19 protein-coding genes and 1 tRNA gene are annotated in these 21,277 nt (G+C 57.3%); 4 read left to right on the forward strand and 16 right to left on the reverse strand.

The genetic code is table 11. The features are described 5' to 3' along the window. The first annotated feature begins 111 nt into the window (after positions 1-111). A complete protein-coding gene (locus RISK_RS12730) occupies positions 112-738 on the forward strand; it encodes a DJ-1/PfpI family protein (RefSeq protein ID WP_047814678.1) in 627 nt (208 codons plus the stop codon). Between the two features lie 297 nt (positions 739-1,035). Here the strand turns inward: RISK_RS12730 and RISK_RS12735 are convergent, their stop codons facing one another. The 12 genes from RISK_RS12735 to RISK_RS12795 form a co-directional block, all read right to left on the reverse strand. Beyond that, complete coding sequence (locus RISK_RS12735; protein WP_236696255.1) at positions 1,036-2,631, reverse strand: endo-1,4-beta-xylanase; 1,596 nt, start codon at positions 2,629-2,631, stop codon at positions 1,036-1,038. Positions 2,632-2,859: 228 nt separating this feature from the next. Then, entirely contained in the window at positions 2,860-3,891 is a 1,032-nt protein-coding gene (locus tag RISK_RS12740) for a DUF6268 family outer membrane beta-barrel protein (RefSeq protein WP_047814679.1), read from the reverse strand. A 24-nt stretch (positions 3,892-3,915) separates the two neighbouring features. Beyond that, positions 3,916-3,997, reverse strand: a tRNA-Leu gene (locus RISK_RS12745). A 138-nt stretch (positions 3,998-4,135) separates the two neighbouring features. Then, positions 4,136-4,681, reverse strand: a complete 546-nt coding sequence (rplI, locus tag RISK_RS12750; RefSeq protein ID WP_047814680.1) for a 50S ribosomal protein L9 — start codon at positions 4,679-4,681, stop codon at positions 4,136-4,138. A gap of 78 nt (positions 4,682-4,759) precedes the next feature. Then, on the reverse strand, positions 4,760-5,266 hold the full coding sequence (locus RISK_RS12755; RefSeq protein ID WP_047814681.1) for a single-stranded DNA-binding protein: 507 nt from the start codon (positions 5,264-5,266) through the stop codon (positions 4,760-4,762). Between the two features lie 34 nt (positions 5,267-5,300). Then, a complete protein-coding gene (gene rpsF, locus RISK_RS12760) occupies positions 5,301-5,723 on the reverse strand; it encodes a 30S ribosomal protein S6 (protein ID WP_047814682.1) in 423 nt (140 codons plus the stop codon). Between the two features lie 41 nt (positions 5,724-5,764). Then, positions 5,765-6,337, reverse strand: a complete 573-nt coding sequence (pth, locus tag RISK_RS12765; RefSeq protein WP_047814683.1) for an aminoacyl-tRNA hydrolase — start codon at positions 6,335-6,337, stop codon at positions 5,765-5,767. Continuing rightward, entirely contained in the window at positions 6,334-6,951 is a 618-nt protein-coding gene (locus tag RISK_RS12770) for a 50S ribosomal protein L25 (RefSeq protein WP_047814684.1), read from the reverse strand. The genes pth and RISK_RS12770 overlap by 4 nt, the downstream gene beginning before the upstream one ends. A 198-nt stretch (positions 6,952-7,149) precedes the next feature. After that, positions 7,150-8,133 (reverse strand): hypothetical protein, encoded by a 984-nt coding sequence (locus RISK_RS12775; protein ID WP_047814685.1) that lies wholly within the window; start codon positions 8,131-8,133, stop codon positions 7,150-7,152. 16 nt (positions 8,134-8,149) lie between these two features. Then, positions 8,150-9,433 (reverse strand): ATP-dependent Clp protease ATP-binding subunit ClpX, encoded by a 1,284-nt coding sequence (gene clpX / locus RISK_RS12780; protein ID WP_047814686.1) that lies wholly within the window; start codon positions 9,431-9,433, stop codon positions 8,150-8,152. Between the two features lie 440 nt (positions 9,434-9,873). Further along, positions 9,874-10,230, reverse strand: coding sequence for a hypothetical protein (locus RISK_RS12790; protein ID WP_047814688.1), 357 nt, complete (start codon positions 10,228-10,230; stop codon positions 9,874-9,876). Between the two features lie 179 nt (positions 10,231-10,409). Next, positions 10,410-11,372, reverse strand: coding sequence for a sugar phosphate isomerase/epimerase family protein (locus RISK_RS12795; protein WP_047814689.1), 963 nt, complete (start codon positions 11,370-11,372; stop codon positions 10,410-10,412). 176 nt (positions 11,373-11,548) lie between these two features. On the opposite strand from RISK_RS12795, the gene RISK_RS12800 reads away from it, so the two are divergent. Then, positions 11,549-12,988 carry an MFS transporter gene (locus RISK_RS12800; RefSeq protein ID WP_236696256.1) on the forward strand — a complete coding sequence of 480 codons (1,440 nt, stop codon included), beginning with the start codon at positions 11,549-11,551 and terminating at the stop codon, positions 12,986-12,988. 59 nt (positions 12,989-13,047) lie between these two features. On the opposite strand, the gene RISK_RS12805 is transcribed toward RISK_RS12800, so the two are convergent. Continuing rightward, positions 13,048-14,550 carry a methyltransferase regulatory domain-containing protein gene (locus RISK_RS12805; RefSeq protein ID WP_102017580.1) on the reverse strand — a complete coding sequence of 501 codons (1,503 nt, stop codon included), beginning with the start codon at positions 14,548-14,550 and terminating at the stop codon, positions 13,048-13,050. 143 nt (positions 14,551-14,693) lie between these two features. On the opposite strand from RISK_RS12805, the gene RISK_RS12810 reads away from it, so the two are divergent. Together RISK_RS12810 and RISK_RS12815 are read left to right on the forward strand one after the other, a co-directional pair. Beyond that, positions 14,694-15,992: a NupC/NupG family nucleoside CNT transporter gene (locus RISK_RS12810; RefSeq protein ID WP_236696257.1), complete on the forward strand. Its 1,299-nt coding sequence runs from the start codon at positions 14,694-14,696 to the stop codon at positions 15,990-15,992. A gap of 86 nt (positions 15,993-16,078) precedes the next feature. After that, positions 16,079-17,032, forward strand: coding sequence for a ThuA domain-containing protein (locus tag RISK_RS12815; RefSeq protein WP_047814692.1), 954 nt, complete (start codon positions 16,079-16,081; stop codon positions 17,030-17,032). 421 nt (positions 17,033-17,453) lie between these two features. Here the strand turns inward: RISK_RS12815 and RISK_RS12820 are convergent, their stop codons facing one another. The 3 genes from RISK_RS12820 to surE form a co-directional block, all read right to left on the reverse strand. Then, positions 17,454-17,915, reverse strand: coding sequence for a DinB family protein (locus tag RISK_RS12820; protein WP_047814762.1), 462 nt, complete (start codon positions 17,913-17,915; stop codon positions 17,454-17,456). Between the two features lie 155 nt (positions 17,916-18,070). Continuing rightward, a complete protein-coding gene (locus RISK_RS12825; protein ID WP_047814693.1) occupies positions 18,071-20,245 on the reverse strand; it encodes a dockerin type I domain-containing protein in 2,175 nt (724 codons plus the stop codon). 113 nt (positions 20,246-20,358) lie between these two features. Further along, the gene (gene surE / locus RISK_RS12830; protein ID WP_047814694.1) at positions 20,359-21,120 is read right to left on the reverse strand and encodes a 5'/3'-nucleotidase SurE; all 762 of its coding nucleotides are present in this window, start codon (positions 21,118-21,120) and stop codon (positions 20,359-20,361) included. Positions 21,121-21,277 lie beyond the last annotated feature (157 nt).

Below are 21,277 nucleotides of genomic sequence, written 5' to 3' on the forward strand. Positions count from 1 at the left end.
ACCCAGCAGTATTCACTGCTGTTCTGGACGCCAAGCCTTGTTTCGGTCACCGGCTCGACCTGTTGGGGCAGCGATCCTCGACAGGTTAAAGTACCGGCCTCCCACGTCGTCGTGGCTCAGACGAGCGGTTGCCACACGACCAGTCCCACCGCCAAACCACAAGATTTCGTCATGGAAAAAGTGCTGATCGTCATCGGCGATGCCACCGAGTTGCTGGACACGATGTACCCGTATTACCGGCTGCAAGAAGCCGGGTTCGAACCGATCGTGACCGCACCCGAGAAACGGCTCTACCAACTGGTGCTGCACGAAGTGAAACCAGGTTGGACGATCACCAAGGAATGGGAAGGTTACACGCTCGATTGCGACGTCCCCTTCGCCGAGGTGAAAGAAGACGACTACGCGGGCATCTTCTTCTCCGGCGGCCGAGCACCGGAGTACATTCGCTACGACAAAGACTTGGTGCGGATCACGCAACACTTCTTTGACACCAACAAACCCATCGCCAGCGTTTGTCACGGGGTCGAGATTCCCGCCTACGCCGATCGCGTTCGAGGACGCCGAATGGCCACCGTTGCCAAGTGCCAATTCGACTTAGAAGTTTGCGGCGGAATCTTCGTTGACGAACCCTGCGTCATCGACGGCAACCTCGTCAGCGGACGCACCTACCGCGACAACGGTTTCTACATCGCACCCTGGATCAACCAACTCGAAGCCGCTCGCGATTCCAAGGGCTAAGCAGGTGGAAAGCAATCATCGGAAATCATCATGTGAGCCGTTTGGGCGTTAGCCCCGGTTGTACGCGGAAGCAACAACGCTTGCCCAAACGGTTCTAATACCGAAAGACTCCTGCCGACCTGCCTGGCATCCCGGATGAGACACCATCCGAAACATGTCATGCGAAGTCAAACAAGCGTCCAACGAGGAGAGCCCAAATCCTCTTGGCAACCGCACCAACGCGAATCCCGTGTGCACCGCTTGGCTAATTGACCTCCGTCCCCTTTTTATTGGGTCGGCCGAATGGGTTCTTTCAACTCACTGGCCGATGCGGTGGAAGTACCACACCTGACTGGACCAATCCGCAGGTGGATGCAAACGAACCTCGGGGCCTGGCACATCGTCGCCGGCTGAGTTCTGACCCTGAGCCTCGCGGGTCAGAACGCCGTCCTCGGGTGCCCATCCGTTGACCAATCGGAAGCCACCGTTTCCAGCCGGAATGAAGAACCATTGCTGGCTCGTCCAAGTTTCATCGAGCGACTGCATCCCCACCGTGCTGCCCGGCAAGACATCCTCTGGATCGTCGCTGACCGCTGGCTGTCGCGTCAGGTAGTCCGCCCCATCGCCCCACAAATTGCGAATGCGATAGGCACTGGGGCCAATGCGTTCCAGTTCCCACTTCAAACTCGACCAAGACTCCGATTGCTCGTCCAAACGCTCGGCGTAGACTTCCGAGCTCGGGACAAATTGGCCTTCCGAGGCGGGTTGCCCAAAGCGTGCCAGGTACGACGTTTGCCAATCCCAACCGCTGGTCACTCGATAGGTGTCGAACGGTCGATTCAACAGCGTCGCCTGCATCTGCACATAAGCCAACTTGGGCGAGATCGGAACCACGCCATCGCCGCCTGCGATCGGCGTTGCGAACATCGATGTCCCCGGTGGCACCACCGTGTCCGAGTATCCCGGGCGACGATCGGCCAACGTCAGTGTGAAGTCCGTGTCCTGCAACCATGAGGTCTGATCGGTGTAATCCCACATCAAGAACGACTTGCACGCGGGTTGCTCGAGCGCGATCTGCAACAGGTTCGAAAACACGCGAGCTTGTCGCTGAAGTTGTTCCTGCGACGGCGGACTGCCCGTCGGATCTTGCGTGTGCACGGCCGCTACATCGCACTCGGTGATGAAGACCTGAAAACCCTCATTGGCAAACCGCTGAAAGTTTTCACGGATGCTGTCGTAGTTGGGTTCGTAGCGAAGGTCGAGCCAGTGGTTTTGGAAACCAACGCCGTCGATCGGAACCCCTTGATCGCGCAGTCGCTTGCACAACGCCAACAACCGATCTGACTTGTCGTTCACGGTTTCGGCGGAGTACTCATTGAGAATCAGCAACGCGTTTGGATCGGCTTCGTGAGCCCACTCAAACGCTTTCGCGATGTAGTCCGGCCCCATCGCCGCGTACTCTTTGTAAGGCACGAAGTTCTCGCCACTACCGAGCCCCATCCGAAGCCCATCGGCATCCATCACATCGCCGTTGTCACCGAGGACTTCGTTGACAACGTCCCACACCCAAACACCACCCGAAACACTGCCCGCCATCGTGGACGTGTACTGCTGCAACACCTGCTCAACGTCTTCATTGGGCAATTGCTGAAACCATGGCAAGCGAACATTCTCGGTCGGGTAGACCAACACGTGAGCATGCACCTGCATCCCATTCTGAACCGCCCACGCAACATTTCGCGTCAGTCCCGACGTGTCGATCGGCTGCGTCGGATCAGTCCAAGGGCCAAACGGCATGAATGCCTTTGCAGTCACCGCATTGAACTCCGAGCGAGCCAGATCCAGGACCGGTGTGTCGAGTGAATCGGTGTCGTACCCGCCCATCACCCCGCCAATCGCAAAGTTCGGCGGCACGAGCTCCCTCAGGCGATCGCCAGGGAAAGCTTCCTGTCCCGAAGCATCGGGCAGCCATCCGGACGCAAGACCAAGCAGAACCACACAAACCGTGTGAAAAGAAGCACTTCTTGAGGAAAACATGCACACGACCAGTGGAATCATCTGAAGGAACGGGGATCCCAAGAGACCCCCCTTCGCACAGATTGTAGCCCGGTCAAACCCCGAAGCTTCCGTTTTCGGAGTTGTTCAGAATTTCCAACTGGCCTCGACGAACACCGCATCGTGCAAATCGAATTCAATCGCATCCTGCTCGTACTCCAGCGATCGGTTGAAGACGTAGCCGACCTCCATTCCCCATCCCCGATTGCCCGTCACAAGCGTTTCGTAGCCACCGAAGACCCGAAGGCCATTCACGGTCAATTCATCGCTTTGGCCGTCTCTGACGCCGCCTTCGCGGGTCACCGCCCATGTATTGCCACCGATTGAACCACCGAAAAACGCCCAGCCTTCTGCCTGGCCCGGATCGACCCACAATCGGCGATTGAGTTGCGGACGGGGCATCATCAGATCAATCTTCCACTCCGGCGAAGGCGTCCATGTCAGGCCAATCGCTGGCAACACACCCAGGTCGCTGCGATCGAAGTAAACCGCCCCCAGCGAAAGGCTCAGATCATCTCGGCATTGCCAATTCACGAGCCCCAGTCCAAACAAGCGAAACGCGTTGTCACTGGTGGTGAAATCGCTGCGAACGGACGGCGTTGCAATCACGATCGTTGAGATTCGCTCATTCCACTTCTTGCGGTGAAACAACGTCACGCCGGTGCTGTACAGCGTCTCGGGAGCATCAATGCCCGATAGACCGCTGAGATGGTCCGCACGAAAGAACGGACGCACACCTAGCAGGTTGTCGAGGTTTCCCAAAGGAATGCCCGTGCTCAGCCGAACCTCCCAAAACGCCCCATCAAGCCCGCCAGTGGTCCCGGGGCCGACGGGAGAGCCACTGCCATCGGTGAGATAACCACCCAGCAGTTCGCCACCTTGGAAAACACCCCGCCGGAAATTCTCGAGTTCCATCTCCGGCGGACTCGCGACGGCCCATTGCTGGGGCGCATTGATTTGCACCGGCAGTTCGGCCGCTGAAAACTGAGCGACCGACGGTTGAGTTGGTTGCCCTTGAGCGACAGCGGTTCCAGCGGTGAACCACAAAAAGAAACCACCCAGAACGAACGAACGTGCACGATCCAATGTGCGACGTCGAAACCGTGTGCCCTCGTCCATGAGGTCTCACTCGTTCAGATGGGATAGGGCTGACAGGAATCGAACCTGCACTCCCGAAGGAACTAGATCCTAAATCTAGCGCGTCTGCCAGTTCCGCCACAGCCCCGTGGCGACCAGACTCAGGCCTGGTCGGTCAATCAAAAGCACCGAAGCGAGCATTCGACGGTGAAGTCGAACATCGTTGCATCGTCACTTTGGCTTTTCGTCGTTGCTGGTTGCAACGATGAAAAATTCGCAGTCCCGATCAGCTGGCGCCGGGTTCGCCGCCTTCGGCGGCCACCGTTGGAACGACCCAAACCTTCAGGCTGGCGTCGACTTCGCTGTGCAGGTGAATCTTCACCGTGTACAGACCCAACTCTTTCAAAGGACCTTCCAAGCGGATCTGGTCTTGAGCCAAGGTGATCCCGCTGGCCTTGAGGGCATCCACGATTTCGTGAGGGCCGACACTGCCGTACAAGTGACCTTCGTCGTTGGCGTTGGCTTCGATCGTGATCGACTGCTTGGCCAATTCGTCGGCTTGTTCGCGATAGCTTTTCAGCTTTTCCAACTCGATGGCACGCAATTTTTCGCGGTGCTTTTCGACCATTCGTTTGTGGTGATCGGTCGCGATCGTTGCCAAGCCTTGTGGCAACAAGTAGTTCAACGCGTAGCCGGATTTGACTTCGACCAAGTCACCTTGGCGTCCGAGGTGCTCCACGTTGTGGATCAACAGCAGTTCAATGCCGCCGTTCTGTCCTTTTGGAAGACGTTTGAAGTGGCTATTCGCACGCCGAGTCGCTGATTTTGACATGGTTCAGGGGTCGAAGAAAAAAGGGTTCTGATTCGGGATGAACGGAGGTGACGTGAACGTCAGGCGGCAGTTTGGAAGCTAGAACGGGATATCTGGCTCGTCGTAACCTGGGCCGTCTCCGGTCGGTTGTGAATCATGCGAGGAAGGAGTATTGGAATTGACGTAATTGGAAGGTTGCGAGTCGACTCGAGACGCTTCCGAGCTGGGTCGTGAGGCTGCGGGTCGTCCGCCTCCACCACCACCGCCACCGGATTCACCTCGGCCGCCGATCATCTGCATGCGTTCGCCGATCACTTTGACCTTGGAACGCTTCTGACCGTCTTTTTCCCACGTGTCCTGTTTCAGACGGCCTTCGACGAAGATCGGAGAACCTTTGGAAAGGTACTCACTGGCAACTTCTGCGGTGCGTCCAAAAAGCGTGATTTCGAAGAACGAAACATCTTCGACCCACTGTCCATCGGACGCTTTGCGTTTTTCGTTGACTGCGATCGAAAACTCCGCGACGGCCATCCCACTCGGCAAATAACGCAGTTCAATGTCACGGGTTAAATTCCCCATCAACATCACGCGGTTAAAACTTGCCATGGTTGAGTCCTCCCGGAATTCAAATCAGTCGTGATCAAGCATCAGCGGTTTCAGCAACCGCTTCGCCGGAGTTTTCGGTTGACTCTTCGTCGGCACCTTCCGCACCAGCGGGTCCGGTGAACTGTTCACCGCGAGCGTTGGCCAGGATGGGCTCGACCAAACGTGGGTCCAACCGGATGGTCAGCTCCCGAATGACGGGCTCTGCCAAGGCAAAACCGCGAGCCAACTTGGTCAAGTTGGGACCTTCCATGCTGAAATAGATCAGGTAGTAGGTGCCTTTTTGGTGCTTGTCGATTGGATAAGCAAGCTTTTGCTCCATCCACATCCGACTGACTTGCACTTCACCACCGTTCTCGGCGATCAGCTCTTCGAGCTGCTTCGCGACGCCACCGGGGTCGCGTGCGTAGTGGTTGCTATCGAGGATGAAAAGCGTTTCGTAAGTGTTGACTTTTGCCACGGGACAGATCGCGGGAGGTGCGGGAACGGGAAAAAAAGTGACTAAGCGCCGCTGGCGGCATTGTAACGGTTCATGGCTTCCGTCACCCCCTTGGCCACCCAACAAGCGGTGGCGTCGCAGGAATGCACGATGGCATGTTCCATTTCTTCTAATTCAGTTTTGTCAAACTTGCCCAAAACATAATCCGACACCTGCCATTTTGCTGGCGGACGTCCAATTCCGATCTTTAGTCTCGCCCATTGATCGCTGCCGAGGTGACGAATGATGTCGACCAGGCCTTTTTGACCACCTGCGGAACCCGATCGTCGCAATCGAACGCGACCGGTTTCGAGGTTCAAGTCATCACAAATGACGAGGATGTCTTCCGGGGAAAGTTTGTAATAATCAATTGCCTTGCGGACACTTTGCCCACTGGCGTTCATGTAGGTATGCGGGCAAAGCACCAAAACCTTTTCGTTTTCGATGCGACACTCGCTGATTTCTCCCTCAAATTTGGTCGTCGGGGGAGAACCGACAAACCGACGCACCAAAGCGTCAGCGACCATGAATCCAATGTTGTGGCGAGTCTGATCGTACTTACGACCAGGGTTCCCCAAGCCGACGACTAACTTCACTCGTCTGCGTCGCCAGAGCCTTTGCTGATCACCTCAGGTTCCGCCAAGGAGTCGCCTGCTTCGGCGATTTCTTCATCGCGTTGGGCTTCGATGTGAGCGATCACGACGTCGCCGTCGGTGATCAATTCCACACCCTCAGGCAAGGTCAGGTCGCTAGCCAGTTTGTGCTGGCCGACACCCAATTCGGCGATTTCCAGAACCAGGTGGTCAGGAATCGAACCTGCCGAACAACGAATTTCAACTTCGAAAACGTTTTCGAGCAACATGCCGCCTTCGCGAACACCAACGGCTTCGCCGTGATGCACGATCGGCACGCCCAACTCAACCTTTTCCTTCAGGTTGACCCGAATCAGGTCCATGTGCAGCACTTCGATTCCCAAGGGATCCCACTGCATGTCGCTGACCAAGGCGGTCTCATCGACATCGCCAGCCAGTTGAACCGTCTTGCTGTGGTGACGCAGCAAACCTTTGACTTGCGCCGAAGGGACCGCCAAGTGCTCGTTGGCTTCGCCGTGACCGTACAAGACTGCGGGAACATGACCGTCGCGACGCAAACGGCGAGTGGCGGCCGTGCCGGTGGATTCACGTTTGGTGACTTGAATGACGTCCGTCATAACGGGGACCGACCTGGGCAATAAAAGTGGAGATGGAAGGGGAAAACCGCGGTGAAATCTTGTTCGCAGCCATCATCGTTGAACCAAAACCGGCACTTTGGAAAGTGTGATTCCGAACACGGGGCGCGGGATTCCTGGCGGAGCAATTTTTCGAAGCACGGCAGTATGCCGATTTCCTGCCTGTCTGCAAGGCCAAAACTACCTGTTTTGCGTCCTCGATCCAGTTGCACTGGCAATGGCATCGTTGATCGCATCCAACATCCGGCCCAATGAAGCTTCGTCCAACCCTCGATTTCCCAGGTGTTCTCGCAACGCGGGAGTCCAAGGAATCGACGTTTTTCCCGGCAATTTCTGCAGCGCAAAGGCTCGATCACTGGGGATGGTCCAGGAGATTTCGTTTCCATCGACATGAATCGCACGATCCTCCACCGTATCAGCCGGAATGAGATGAATCGGCATCGCCGATTCGATCGCCCACTGCCTTGCCCCCGGCGGCGTGAGCTCTTCGTTGAGCAGCCAGACCGCCATCGCCGTCCGCCCCGTCTGGGGGTGCGTCCAAATCAAATGCCGCATCCGGCGATCGACATGTTGAGCGTTGATGGACATCACGGCGGTGACATCGAAGACAATCAACGAAGTGGTCTGGATCACGACGATCGGCGGATCCATCATCGCTTCGTTCTTGGCCAACACGCGACTGGCGATCATCCCCAGGTCCGCGCCCAGCGATTCCGCTTTCTCTGAATTGACAATCGTTGGTCGCTTGCCAATCAAGTAGGAATGCCCCAGCCCCACTTCGCGAAGCTGGTACTCACCGTCCTCTTGAACCACCGTCGCCATAATCGCCAACCCGAACAGACTGCTGTTCTGACGCACCAGATCGGTGACGTCGCCGACATCGCCATGGGTCAACTTGGGTGTCCCCAAAAACAACAATTGGTTGAATCGATCTCGCGGCATCGACTGGGCCACCAACCCTGGCGGCAATCGAACGACTCCGGAATTGACTCCCCAGGTGGCTTTGGCGATTGGCTGCTGGGCAAAGACCGAATGGGGTCCCCACGCCGACGACAGCACCAAAGTGGCGGAGATCCAACCAGACCAAACGGCAATCGCCAAACCAACCTGGAACAGGCGGGTTTGGCGATGCGAGTCAGATTCCATCGAATGGATTCGTTTCATCGGCGATTCAAAGTGCTCAAGCACTCTTAGTCGTTGGCATTTTGAACAAGTCTTGCTTCCCGGTCACGATCGCTTCGTCAATCGTGTAGACCTTGCCGTCTTCTTGTTCTGGTAGGTCGTACATGATGTCCAGCATCACATCTTCCATGATGCCTCGCAAACCACGAGCCCCGACGCCCTTGTCGACAGCTTTTTCAGCAATCGCATGCAAGGCTTCTTCGGTGAACTCAAGCTCGCAATTTTCCATCGCAAACAACGCTTGGTACTGCTTGACCAACGAGTTCTTCGGTTCGGTCAGGACTTGAATCAACCCTTCCAAGTCAAGTGGCTGCAGGTAGCTGATGACCGGCATCCGTCCGACGAGCTCAGGGATCAAACCGAACTTCAAAATGTCTTCGGTTTGAACTTGAGCGACCAATTCACCCGGGGTTTGTTCATTGCGAAGGTTGGCACCTTCGCCGAATCCGAGCGTGCGATGTCCCAGACGACGGCGAATGATCTCTTCGATTCCAACGAACGTTCCGCCACAGATGAACAGAATGTTGCTGGTGTCCAGCTGAATGTACTGCTGCTCGGGATGCTTGCGTCCGCCCTGAGGTGGAACGTTGGCAACGGTTCCTTCCAGCATTTTCAGCAAGCTTTGCTGAACGCCTTCGCCGGAAACGTCACGAGTGATCGAGACATTGCCGTTCGTGCTTCCGATCTTGTCGACTTCGTCGATGTACAGAATCCCACGCTGAGCGGCTTCGACGTCGAAGTCGGCTGCGTGCAGCAATTTCAGCAACAAGTTCTCGACGTCTTCGCCAACGTAACCCGCTTCGGTCAGCGTGGTCGCGTCACCGATTGCGAACGGCACGTTCAACATGCGAGCGAGTGAGCGAGCCAGCAACGTTTTCCCGCTCCCGGTTGGCCCGGCCAACAGGATGTTGCTCTTCTCGATCTCGACCTCTCCATTGCTGCCGTCGGCACCACTGCTGAGTCGTTTGTAGTGGTTGTGAACCGCCACCGCCAAAACACGTTTGGCTGAGCCTTGACCGATGACATAGTTGTCCAGGTGCTCGACGATCGACCGCGGTGACGGGATATCGCTGAACAGTGACTTGGACGGGCCACGTCGACGTTGCTCCTGGTCCAGAATGGATTGACACAGGTCAATGCACTCGGCACAGATGTAGACGTCGCCGGGGCCTTCGACGAGGGGACCGACGTCACGGTAACTCTTACGACAGAAGCTGCAAAACGCATTCTTCTTCGTCGCTGCGCTGCCGCGGCGAGAGTTCGAAGTTTCCTTGGTGGGCATACACGACTCCTTACTTTTATGAGTCCAACATTGCGGGCTCGTCCCTCGGCGTCGGCGGATGACGATCAATGAGGTTTTCGCGGGCAATCGAGCATCACACCGAAGTCGGTGCTCACGCTTTATTGTACGCAATTCCTCGCATCCACCGAACATTGAAGGCGCGTTCTCGCAAAAGAACTCGACACATCGAACGGATCGGCCACGACTCGAATGCTTTTCAACACATTGCGACCCGGATTTGCATCCGAATCAACAACCCGCGCCGAAGGAACATCCTTGTCCTCGAAGCTCGAGCCACTCGTGGTTTGGTAATGGGTTTCATCGGTTGCCAATGATTGGTATGCCCATGAATTGGGAGGGCGAATCATCGACGGCTTTCTTGGGTGACAACAAGATCGGTAGTTTTCGACAACTCACCGTTTCTCCGGTGCCTTGATCGTTCAGGTTCTCGATTCATTCTCGCCCTCCTCGTCGGAACGAGGCGAAGGAAAAGAACCGAGACCGGAATCGGCCTGGGAGGCTGTGGGAACCGGAGGATCAGTCGTCGAAGCGGAAGTTGACCGCGTTGCTGCTTGTATAGTTCGGAATTCCTCCTCGTTGATGTCACCTTTGCGTCGCATTTCTTCCAGGTTTACGAACACTTCTGGGGTGTCTAGCTGGTCGTCAGTGTTGTAGTCGCGCAACCTTGCCAACACCCAAAATGCGAGTGCAATCAAGATGGCTAGAACCACTAGAGCAATGCCAGCCTGCACGGCCGGTTTTGCTATCACATCTGTCACAACCGAGACTTCGTTCATAGGAGCTGACTTGGAAGTTCGACACCGCCTCGAACTCGCAGAGGAGTCCTTGCCGGTGCTCTTTGATCATAGGAGTGTCCTGGTGGGCCGGTCCACTTGCAATTGTCACAAAAACCAGGGCTTTCAAGTTTCACAACTTCTTTTCACAGCGGCCAGAGGTTCACTCCGCCAAGGCGAGCTCAATCCACCGTTGGCACGCTCTCGCACGCCTGACGCCACCACCGACACTGCAACAGATGCTGCATTCCTAGACGCGGAATCCGCAATCCTTGTTCGCAGTGTCCCTCGACCCGAACCACCACGGGTCCGCCGAAGTCCATTTTCCCCAGGGTTTCGGTGACCCGGCGAAGTGTCAGTTCCCCCGTTCCGATCGGGGTGTCGTCGCGACCGACGGTCCCGGGCGGCAATTCGCGAGGCGGTTGCCCCGGCCAACGGTGATCGCAGAGATACACGAGCTTCAATCGCTCGGCGTTCCGCTGCAGCCGTGGCCCCAACGGCATCTCCCCCGCCGAAACCATTTCTCCTAAGTCCGCCGCCAGCCCCAAGTCCAAGCTCGCGGGCAACCACTGGCAGATCCGCTCAAATTCCGCGACGCTTGAAATCGCGTGCCCCATCGCCGGTCGGAGTGCTATCGAGACGCCCCGACGCCCCGCATACCGTGCCAGTGACTCAAGCCGATCGGCCAATCGCTCCAGATCCAACTCGCTCAACCCGGACGAAAACTCGTCCCGCGGCCAAACTCCCGCCCCCAAGGTCAACACCGTTCCCGGACGCCGTTCAGCCATCCGAATCCAGTGCTCGCACCAACCGACTGTTGCCTGGACCAAAGACTCGTCCGGATCCGCCAACGACGGCAGCGCCGCCTTTTCGCGGTCCAGCACAAACGAGGATTCCGTGTCGATCACCACCTGACAACGATGCAAACGAGCCTCATCAAGAAAACGACCCCAGGAATCCTGCTCCGCTCCGCTCGCTGCAATCGAAGAAAACAGACCGCCGGCCAGCCCCTGTTCCCAGGCCAAAATCCCTCGCCGCGGCCGAACGGCAACGCAGCGGTATCCCATCGACGCCAACGACTCGATCACCGAGATCGGATCGTGCAACAGCAACCCACCCGCGTGGTAGCCCGGTGTCATCGACATGATGGTAACCTTGCGTCTGCAATCATCTCTCGCTTTCGGTGGCTGCCAATCGGATTCATCTGGAAGTGAACGAACAAAACTCGAAGAATGGGCAAGTGGCCCCCTTTCTCTCAGGAACCACTCCGCTCGGTCGCCCCGTCTCTGCTCCACTCGCTTTCCACTGTAGCTGAATCTCCATGTCAGATTCTCCCACCGCGTTCCCAAAAGATGGGCCGATTGATTCGCTCAGTCACCCCTCGTTCCTCGGTTTCATCGCAACCCAGTTCTTCGGTGCCTTCAACGACAACCTGTTCAAACAGTTGTTGCTGCTCCTGGCCATTCCCACGGCGGTCGTGGCGACCGTTGCCGATGGCAGCGTCAACGAGGGATCCCCCGCCATCGAAGTCGCAGGTGAGCTGACCGATGCTCCGGCGACCAAACCCGCTGGCGGAGGTGACTTGCAGGGGATCGCCACGGTGGTGTTCGGATTGCCATTCGTTGTCTTCGGCGGCTTGGCGGGATACCTGGCGGATCGCTACAGCAAACGCACGATCATCGTGACCAGCAAAGTCGCCGAAATCGCAATCATGGGACTCGGTCTGCTCGCGTTCCTGGCCACGCCCATGATTGGATTCGCGGGACTTTGGATCGTGCTGTTCTTGATGGGACTGCAAAGCACGTTCTTTGGGCCCGGCAAATACGGCATCATGCCAGAGATGTTGTCAGGCAACCAACTCAACCGCGGCAACGGCTTGGTCCTGATGACCACGTTCATCGCGATCATCATCGGCACCGCTGTCGCTGGACCACTGAAGGATTCGATCGTTCCGGCGGGAGTCCCACAGATGGAAGCCGCTTCCGGTTTATGGATCGGTTCGCTGGTGTGTGTCGGCATCGCCATCGTGGGAACCATCACCAGCCTCTTGATCATCCGCCTGCCGGCCGCCGATCCGACCCTGAAACTCAAGGCCGAGTACTTGGCCGTCCCGCGACCGATGCGAACGCTGTTGAAAACCGACACACCCTTGTTGCTCGCTCTGTTGGCGTCGTGCGTGTTTTGGTTGATCGCGGGGCTGACGATCCAAGCCGTCAATTCCCTCGGCAAAACCCAGCTTGAGATCTCTGACACAAAAACCAGCTTGATGGTGTCATTGATCAGCGTCGGAATCGCCTTTGGCGGTGCCGCCGCGGGTGCCTTGAGCCGAAAGTTATCTGACAAAGTCGTCATTCAAATCGGCATGTGGGGCGTCGTTGCCTTCTGCGCCGTGCTCGCGATTTCGCTGCCCGGCGGTCGACACTTGCTGGGCTTTGGCGGGTCGATCCCAGTCCTGATGCTGCTGGGGGCCTCCGCCGCGTTCTTCGCGATTCCAATTCAGGTGTTCCTGCAAGCCCGTCCGCCCGAGGAACTCAAAGGCCGCATGATCGCGGTCATGAACCAAGCCAACTTTTTCGCGATCGTGATGTCAGGCGTGCTGTACCAAATCCTCAACACGGTTTTGACCTCCGCTGATCTGCCGCGAAGCACCGTGTTCGGCGCGATGGCGGTGCTGTTCCTGCCCGTGGCAATCTTCTATCGCCCCTCGCTCGAACGAACCGTTTCACCGACGGCCGCTGCACCGACCACGCCCGCCAACTGAGTTGAAAGTCAGTATCGCGGTTGGTCACGTTCACCGCGGAGCAGGGACGTTCACAAGTTTCACCCGACCAGCAACGCCATCGCGGCGAGTCGCTGCAGATTGGACGTCATCTTGGCAGTCACCAAGACCCGCAAGCTCTCTTCCCCGGTGACGACTTGGTCTCCTTCGACGAGACCGCCATTGGCCATCGAGTAAGCGACCATCCTCTCAACCAAACCCGCGTGATCCGTTTCTCCATCGCAGCAACGAATCAAGTGCGCCGTCGTGTCGTCCAACCGAATGGGTTGGTGACGAAGATTCGTGACTGTATCTCCTCGCAAAACTTGCTCTCGAGCCAGAGGCAAGGCTCGTGGGTGCGACGACACTTCTCGGCGAACTTCCGTGGGGGATGCACTGACGGACACCAATCCCACGCAAACGAGGTTGAACAGGTCCGTCTGCAAGGTGGCCAACGAACGGGGCTCTTCGGTCTCTACCACCTCGCACAATTCCTGGTAACTCATCGAAGCGGGATACTCAGCGACCAAACACTCCATCGCTTGCCGTGTCGTGGGATCTTCCACCGTCCCGCTCAGCCCATTCGAACCGGTGATCTGATCACCCTGCAGACTCGATGAGGTCACAAAGTGCATCGACGCCATGTCGGCCGATTGCAGCTGCTCACTGACCGCAACGGATTCATGACACACCAACGTTTGCCGAAACGTGCGTCGTCGAAAGAAGTCCAGCGTTTGCCCGCGGCGAATCTTCGGCAGCGAAGCCAGTGCCGAGGCCACATCGGGACGGACCTGTTCGTAGGTGGAGTCCCCCCAATCCGCTTCGGCGATGACCTGCAAGCATTGGGCCCCCGCTTCCGCCGCAAACTCATGGAAGTAGCACGGCCGGTTGGTGTCTTCGAATTGCTCATGAGAGATGTACGCTTCGTTGGCTTGGTCGAGTGCTTTGAGTTCCTCCTCCAAAGCCACGCGGTACGCCGACCCTTGTGGGACATTCTGCGCGACGGAGCTCAACAGGGCTTTGCCATGCCTCAGTCGTTTGTGCGGGTCCTCGATCCCATCGGCGTGATAACGCATCATGTCACGAGCCATCTGGCGTTGGTGCCAACCCGGGTACGTGTTGTAACTGATCAGAGCGATTCCATTGGCCGACAATCGCATCTGACAAATCGCCAGGATCGATTGCCGGACCTCTTCCGGCACCCAGGAATAAACCCCATGAGCGATGATGTAATCAAATCGGTCCTGCTCGCTCTCCGGATGCGTCACCCAGTCCTCGATCTTGGCGTGATGCAACTGGATGTTGGTGAGCCCAAGTTTGCCGATCATCGCGTTGCCGGTCTTCACGTGGCCAGCGGCGAAGTCGACTCCTTCAAAGTGACTGCTGGGAAGCAACGTCGCCAGCGAAATCAAGTTGCCGCCGGGCCCACAGGCAAGTTCCAAGACGCGACACGATTCCGGCGGTGGTGCATTCACTCCATGCAGTCGAGCAATCGCGGCCATGTTGCCCGGATGCGTGGCCGGGTGAATGAAATCGGGATACGGGACTTCGTCGTAGTTGGTCATCAACGTTGCAATCGGAGAGAGTGACAGGGCGGTCTCTGAATCTTTCGCCCCTTGGACCAGCTTTCTTGATGATATGATCGGCGGCGAAGTTTATCACGGTCGACGTTGATCGCAGACCACGCTTTCTGATTCAGGGGCCACAGTTGAACGAGATCCTTCCAAGATTGGTGTGCGGTCTGGGCATCGTGGTGTTCGTGACACTGGCGTGGTCGATCAGCACCGATCGTCGGCGTTTTCCCTGGCGGATTGTGATCGGCGGCCTGCTGCTGCAATTCACGCTGGCCGTGTTGGTGTTGCAAACCCACCTGGGCCGCAAAACATTCAAACACGTCGGCGATGGCTTCCAAACACTGATGCGCACCGTCGATGCTGGTTCCGGTTTTCTGTTTGCCACCGGCCCCGACAATCCACTGGGCGATTCCTTGCTGGCAACCTTTGCGTTTGGAGTGTTGCCGACCGTGATTTTCTTTTCGTCTCTGATGAGCGTTCTGTATCACCTGGGTGTGATGCAACGAATCGTTTGGACGATGGCCTGGGTGATGAAGTTCTCTTTGAAAACGAGCGGCCCGGAAACGTTGGCTGCAGCGGCAAACGTATTCGTCGGTCATACCGAGGCTCCCTTGGTCGTCCGCCCGTACCTGGCAAAGATGAGTCGTAGCGAACTGTGTGCGATGATGACCGGCGGATTCGCAACTGTGACGGGAGGCTTGCTGGGCGCCTACGCAAAAATGGGTGTGGACATCAGCCACCTTCTGACCGCATCGATCATCAGTGCTCCCGCAGCGCTCTTGATCGCGAAAGTCATGGTGCCGGACACGCCCAATGAACTGGATGCCAAGCGATCGGCTCGCAACCGAAACCTCGCTGACGACACGATGACACTGAAAATCGAACGGACTCACGTCAACGCGATCGCAGCCGCGGTCGAAGGTGCCAGCGATGGTTTGAAGCTGGCACTCAACGTGGGCGCAATGCTGATCGCGTTCCTGGCACTGATTGCCTTGATCGATTTGCTGCTCGGCGGCATCTGCACGACCTTCGGCTGGATCGACTCGAACAATGCTCCCCAAATCACGTTGGGCGTGATCCTGGGCTACGCCTGTTGGCCGCTAGCCTGGTTGCTGGGGATCCCGGCATCGGAATGCCGAGCGGCCGGGGAACTGATTGGACTGAAGACTGTCGCCAACGAATTCATCGCCTATCAACAACTGGGGCAACTGGTTCAGTCCGACGAACCGCCCATCAGCGAGCGGACCGCCACCGTGCTGACCTACGCGTTGGCCGGTTTCAGCAATTTCGCAGCGATTGGAATCCAAGTCGGTGGGATCGGCGGATTGGTCCCGGAACGAAAATCGGACCTGGCTTCCCTGGGTCTCCGAGCGATGTTCGGTGGGCTGCTGGCCTGCTGCATGACCGGTGCCATCGCCGGCATGATGCTCTGAACAATCGACGGTTCAGACCGGACGACGCTGAAACGGACGGTGAGTTATACTGAGGGTTCCTACCTTTCGCCCCTCCCGCACGCCGAGTGAACACCTTGAACGTCCGTCGTTTGCATCTCGTCCCTGCCCTGATCCTGCTGTTCAGCGCCGCTGCGATCGCTCCCCCGACCAGCCTGGCAGAAACTCAAAAACTCGTCTTGGTCGCCGGCAAACCCTCCCACCCACCTCGAATGCACGAATTCAATGCGGGTGTGCAACTGCTAGCTGATTCCCTGAAAGACGTCGAGGACCTGGACGTGGAAGTGGTCCTGAATGGATGGCCCCAAGACGAAACCATCTTTGAAAACGCCGATGCCGTTGTCTTTTACATGGACGGTGGCGGACGCCATGAAATCGTCCAAGAAGAAGGCCGTCGACTCAAGATGATCGACGAGTGGGTCAAAAACGGCGTGGGACTCGGTTTCATGCACTACGGCGTGGAAGTCGTGACCGATCAAGCCGGCCAGGAAATGACTCGCTGGATCGGCGGTCACTACGAAAATCAGTTCTCATGCAACCCAATCTGGGAACCCACCTTCGCGGTCTTCCCCGATCACCCTGTCACCAACGGCGTTCAACCGTTCCAAGCCAACGACGAGTGGTACTTCAACATGCGATTCTTGTCCGGGATGGCTGGCAACGAGGCGAAGGAAATCGATGGCCTGCAATTCCAGCCGATCTTGTTGGCCAAACCATCCGACGATGTTCGCGATGGCCCCTACGTTTACCCCCAAGGTCCCTACGCTCACATCCAAGCATCAGGCGGTCGCGCAGAGGCCATGATGTGGGTGGTCGAACGTTCCGATGGTGGTCGAGGATTTGGATTCACCGGCGGTCACTTCCATGACAACTGGGGCATCGACGACTATCGCAAGGTCGTGCTCAACGCGTTGGTCTGGACCGCCAAAGGGCAAATTCCCGAGGACGGCATCCAATCCACCGTGAACGAAGAACAGTTGGATCAGAACTTGGATCCCAAGAAACCTCGCAAAAAGAAGTAAGCAGGCAGCCCAGGAATGATTGGGTTTCATCTCCTAGCCGCTTGGGCGCTCGCCCCGCTTCGAAGTCGTGCAGTTTTCGAGTGCTGCGTTTTGGCGGGCTTCTGCATTTGAGAATCTCTCCTGAAACGAAGTTTGGGGAGAGCGACGCCGTTCAGGCGTACGCGAGGGTGAGGGCCGGGCATGGGGAGCGGTGCGCACTCCCCTCCCCCGGAAATATCGCTGAACGCTCGCTTTCCGACCCCTCCCAACTTCGTCGGGCAGGGTTCTTAAGGCGTTCCTGACACGGCACTAAAAAATGGCACGACCGCTTCACGGGGAGCGGGGAGACTTGTTGTTTTGCCGGAGCAGCCCTCAAGCTATTCCGGCTTTCTTCGTGCCTGGATGACTTCCTGCTGTCACGTCAGAACATCCCAGCGGCCACTCAGAACAAAACCGGTTTGCCGCTTTCGCGACGAACGGGAACGATCTGACCGGCGTGCATCATCGGGTGCATCCCGATCAGGATCATCATGTCACCCACGGTCGGGCAAAACGCTCGCATCTGTTCCGGTGCCGGGTCATCGAGCTTGGACTCGTCCATCGCTTCGAGAGCCGCCAAGGTGTTGGCTCGAACCTTGGTCATCAGCTCCAAGTACTCAGCGAGCGTGTTGAACTGAGACGCGTCTTCGCAGCTCGCGTTGTCTTTCCCGTGGACTTCTTCAAAGCCTTCCGGCAGTTCGGTTGTGTAGTCGGGGAACATGCCGCCGAGCATGTTGACTTCCGCCACGACCAAGTGCCCGACTTGCCAAGCCAAGTGATTGCACCCCGGCCCCGGCCGACGCATCAGATCGGCGTCCTCCAGGTCGCCAAGGTAACCACGAAAGACCATGTCGCTCAAGTTCATCGTCGACCGAATCGCATCTTTGACCTGCACCGCAATCTCCTGCACATGAAAGGGAGTGGGCTCTCCGAACTGGACGAAGCTGAATTCAATCCGAGGAAGATCCAGCGAGCCTGCGAGGTGAGTCTAACGCATCAAGCGTGTCTCGATACCGCGGCTCAAGCCAAGCAACTCGCCCCGAACTCAACGAAGAACGAATCCACCAAAGCGGGTGCGAGAATGCTTGATGAAGTTCCCATGTACTCTTCATGATGCCTGTCATCGTGCACCGTCTCGTCGTCATGATCGTCGTCATGCGAGTGATCGTGATCAGACAACCGAACGGACACCAAGGCCGGCACAAATCCATTCAGTTCCAAGCCACCAGTAGTCTGCGAGTCAGCCTGACTGGCATTCGCTTCGCCTGAGCTCGCGTCCCCTGCTGCGAACGCGACCTCTGATGAAGTCGCCAAATCAGACTCCGCATTCGCGGTGGACGAACTCGACAAGGAGTTGATGACTCGAAGTGCGTCCAGTGACGTCACCTTCCCGTCACCGGTGACGTCGTAGTAATTCCCCTGTTCCAACACCTCGTCACCGACGTTGATTTCGGATACCCCGGCCGCATTCAAAGCATTGATCACCCGCAACGCGTCCAATGCCGAGACTTCGCCATCGCCCGTCACATCCGCTGGTTGCAAAAGATTGGTGGGGCTATCGTTGCTGATGCTCGGAAAGCCAGCGGTCGAAGCGATTTGATACTGCTCCGCGGCCGACCGCGATTCGAAGCGCAACACGTAATTCTGATTGGCAGACAGCGTCACCGACAAATCGCCGCTGCCGCTGTACTCCCCAATTGGCTGCAAGTTTTCATCGAGCACAAAGAACGCTTCCGATGATGCCGTCGATCCAACCTTGGTCACTCGCAGCGTCGTGTTCGCGGACGCGCGAAACAGGTAGGCAACCGGTTGGTTGTTTCCAGGCACCGAGATCGGCGTGCTACTGAAATCAGCCGAGTTCAATTGTGTTTGGGCGACCGGTGATCCATCGTCGTCGAGGATTGTGATCAACGCTTCAATGTCGGCGCCCAGTTTGGCGACACTCGAATCAGCCAACCGAATCGTCAACGCTTCCACGCCTTCGTTGGTGGTGTTGTCGACCACGTTCACGGTCATCGTCGCAGTGCGTTGGCCCGCTGCAAAGTTGAACGCCGCCGGACTGGCCGTGTAGTCCGAACTCGCCAATGCCGTTCCCGAGATCACCACCGGCACCGAAATGCTCTGGGATGGTGCGGCGGACAGCGTCGCAACGATCGCCACCGTGCCTGCCGATTCCGGAACGGTTTGCTCCGTTGTTGTGACCTGAACGGTTGGCCTGGTGTCGGGTGTGAGTTCCCAACCGATGTCATCCAAGATCGCGTAGTCGAGATCACTCAGCATGCCGTCGAAATGATTGGTCATCGTCGTCGGCACCACGTCGCGAACGGAACTGGCCAAGTGGCTGCTGCCATTCATAGGAATATTCGCGGAACCCGGGTAAATCGCATTCGCCTTGGGGCCCGCAAATTGGCCGCCGGAAACATAGCGATTGAAAGAAGGTGCCGTTCCAAAACCCAACACGTGAGCGAACTCATGCGCCACCACCGCACGGAAGTCCGATTGACCGGATTCGCCAGTATCAACGGCTCCAAAATTCCAATCCACTTCGCTCCGCGTGTCGATCGTGATCGCACCCACCACCGGTGCGAAGTCACTGGGCGTCGTTGCCGCCGCACCGGTCTCGCCTCGAGTGGTCAGGTTGCTGATGAACGCGTTGGCCTGATTGACGCAGGCTTGGTCGGGACAGTTGTAACCAACCCCAAAGGAGTTGTAGCCGCCCAAGCCGCGAGTCAGCCCGGTCAGGTTGTTCCCGCGAACGTAGACGACAATTTCATTGGCCGCCGCTCGAAACGATTGCGGCAAAGAGGTCAGTGCCCCCGTCCGCGGATCGAGAACCGCCGGTTGCCACTGAATCTGAGATCGACTCGGTGGATTGACCGCGGCCAACGTGTCGTTGAATCGATCGACCACTTGGTTCACAACTTCCTGCATCACCGCTTTGGCTTGCGGGTACCGAGTCGTGAAAAAGTTGCTGCTGTCCAACGAGAAATCCAATCGGACTTGGAGGACACTTTCGCCTTCCGCTTCGCGGCCTGAAATCTCTCGGGTGGAATCTCCCTCCCCTGCTATCGGATCGAGCTCCACCGATACTTCGCCCCAAGCATCGGGGTGCTGCGGACCGATCATGGAATCGGCGGCCAACAGGCGTCGATGTTCGAGGTTTTCAACGCGAAGGCGTCGGGAGGAGTTCTGCATGCATCCGGCTCGATTAGAAAAGCAGCGTGTCGGTCCTGTCTTGGTCCGTCACGCAGAAGCATTCTACGAGCCGGCAAACTCGAAGCGAGACGCGCAAAACGAATTGAGTGGAATCACGGACGCAGATCCCAGTCCTTCATCTCGCCTAGCAGATCCTCCCGCGTCAAGTTGAAACACAGGGGGGTCAGCGTCACATACCCCTCGCGAAGCTGGGTCACGTCGGTCATTTCCGCAGGCGGTTTGTTGGGCTGCGTCCACAATGCCCAATAATAGTCGCGTCCACCGGGATCCTGACGTTTTTCGTAACGACGTCCATATTGAGCCAATCCCATCGGCACCACCTTCACTTCGCTGGCCGATTCCGTCGCCGCAGTGGGCACATTCAAATTGAACAGCCCGCCTTGAGATTCTTTGTGCCGAACGATTTCGCCGATGACATTGCGAGCAATCACCGCCGCGGCGTCGAAGTCGTTGTCGTCGGAATTCTCCAGCGACACGGCGACACTGGTCACGCCAAAGAACGCACCTTCAATCGCAGCCGCAACGGTGCCGGAGTACAAAACATTGATGCCCGCATTCAACCCGTTGTTGATGCCGCTGACCACCAAATCGATGGGCTCTTCAGCAAACAATTCGGCAAGCGAAAGCTTCACACAATCGGCTGGTGAACCTTCCACCGCCCACGCCCAATGGACGCCATCGCGGTGAATGGATTTTGGAACCAACGGTGTCAGATAAGTGATTGAATGGCCGACACCGCTTTGTTCGGTTGCCGGAGCCACCGTGATGACTTCGCCCAAGTGACGCAGTTGTTGGCGAAGCGCCGCCAAACCTGGGGCATGAACGCCATCATCATTCGTTAACAGAATTCGCATGAGAAGTATTGTCCATCGATGTGCGTGGCTCGAACCAATCCAGAGACTCGGGGCAGCAAAAAGAGGAAGGCATCACCGTAGCGAAAGTCGTCAAGACTTTCGGGATGACGCCAAGCAAGTCGAAACTCTTGACGAGTTTCGCTACCCGATCAATTCG

The organism is Rhodopirellula islandica (assembly GCF_001027925.1).
Taxonomy (GTDB): Bacteria; Planctomycetota; Planctomycetia; order Pirellulales; family Pirellulaceae; genus Rhodopirellula; species Rhodopirellula islandica.